Source organism: Mycobacterium sp. E1747 (genome assembly GCF_001667775.1).
Taxonomy (GTDB): Bacteria; Actinomycetota; Actinomycetes; order Mycobacteriales; family Mycobacteriaceae; genus Mycobacterium.
The window spans coordinates 1-694 of record NZ_LZJI01000115.1; the positions used below are offsets into that span (position 1 = coordinate 1).

The 694-nt window shown below is 64.1% G+C and carries 1 protein-coding gene; it reads left to right on the top strand.

Annotated features, from left to right (window positions below; translation table 11 throughout):
- A partial coding sequence (locus tag A5695_RS11760) for a cyclopropane mycolic acid synthase family methyltransferase (protein WP_068081465.1) occupies nt 1-694 on the top strand: 694 nt, incomplete at both ends.

Consider the following 694-nt stretch of genomic DNA (forward strand, 5'->3'; position numbering starts at 1 on the left):
CTGTTCCTCGACCCTACCCAGACGTACAGCTGCGCCTACTTCGAGCGCGACGACATGACGCTCGAAGAGGCGCAGCTCGCCAAGATCGACCTGGCGCTGGGCAAGCTGAAGCTGGAACCGGGTATGACGCTGCTGGACATCGGCTGCGGCTGGGGCGCGACCATGCGCCGGGCCATCGAGAAGTACGACGTGAACGTCGTGGGGTTGACGTTGTCGGAGAACCAGGCCGAGCACGTGCAGAAGACGTTCGACGAGATGGACACCCCCCGCACCCGACGGGTGCTGTTGGAGGGTTGGGAGAAGTTCCACGAGCCCGTCGACCGCATCGTCTCCATCGGCGCCTTCGAGCACTTCGGCCGCCAGCGCTACGGCCGCTTCTTCAAGATGGCCTACGAGGCGCTGCCATCCGACGGGGTCATGTTGCTGCACACCATCGTTCGCCCGTCCTTCAAGGAGGCCAGGGCGCGAGGCATGGGGCTGACCCACGAGATCGTGCACTTCTCGCAGTTCATCCTGACCGAAATCTTCCCCGGGGGCTGGCTCCCGACCCCCCAGACCGTCGGGGAGTACGCCGTCACGGCCGGCTTCGAGCTGACCCGGGTGCACTCGCTGCAGCTGCACTACGAGCGGACTCTCAATATTTGGGCGGAAAATCTAGAGGCCAATAAGGAAGCGGCCATCAGGATTCAGTCGG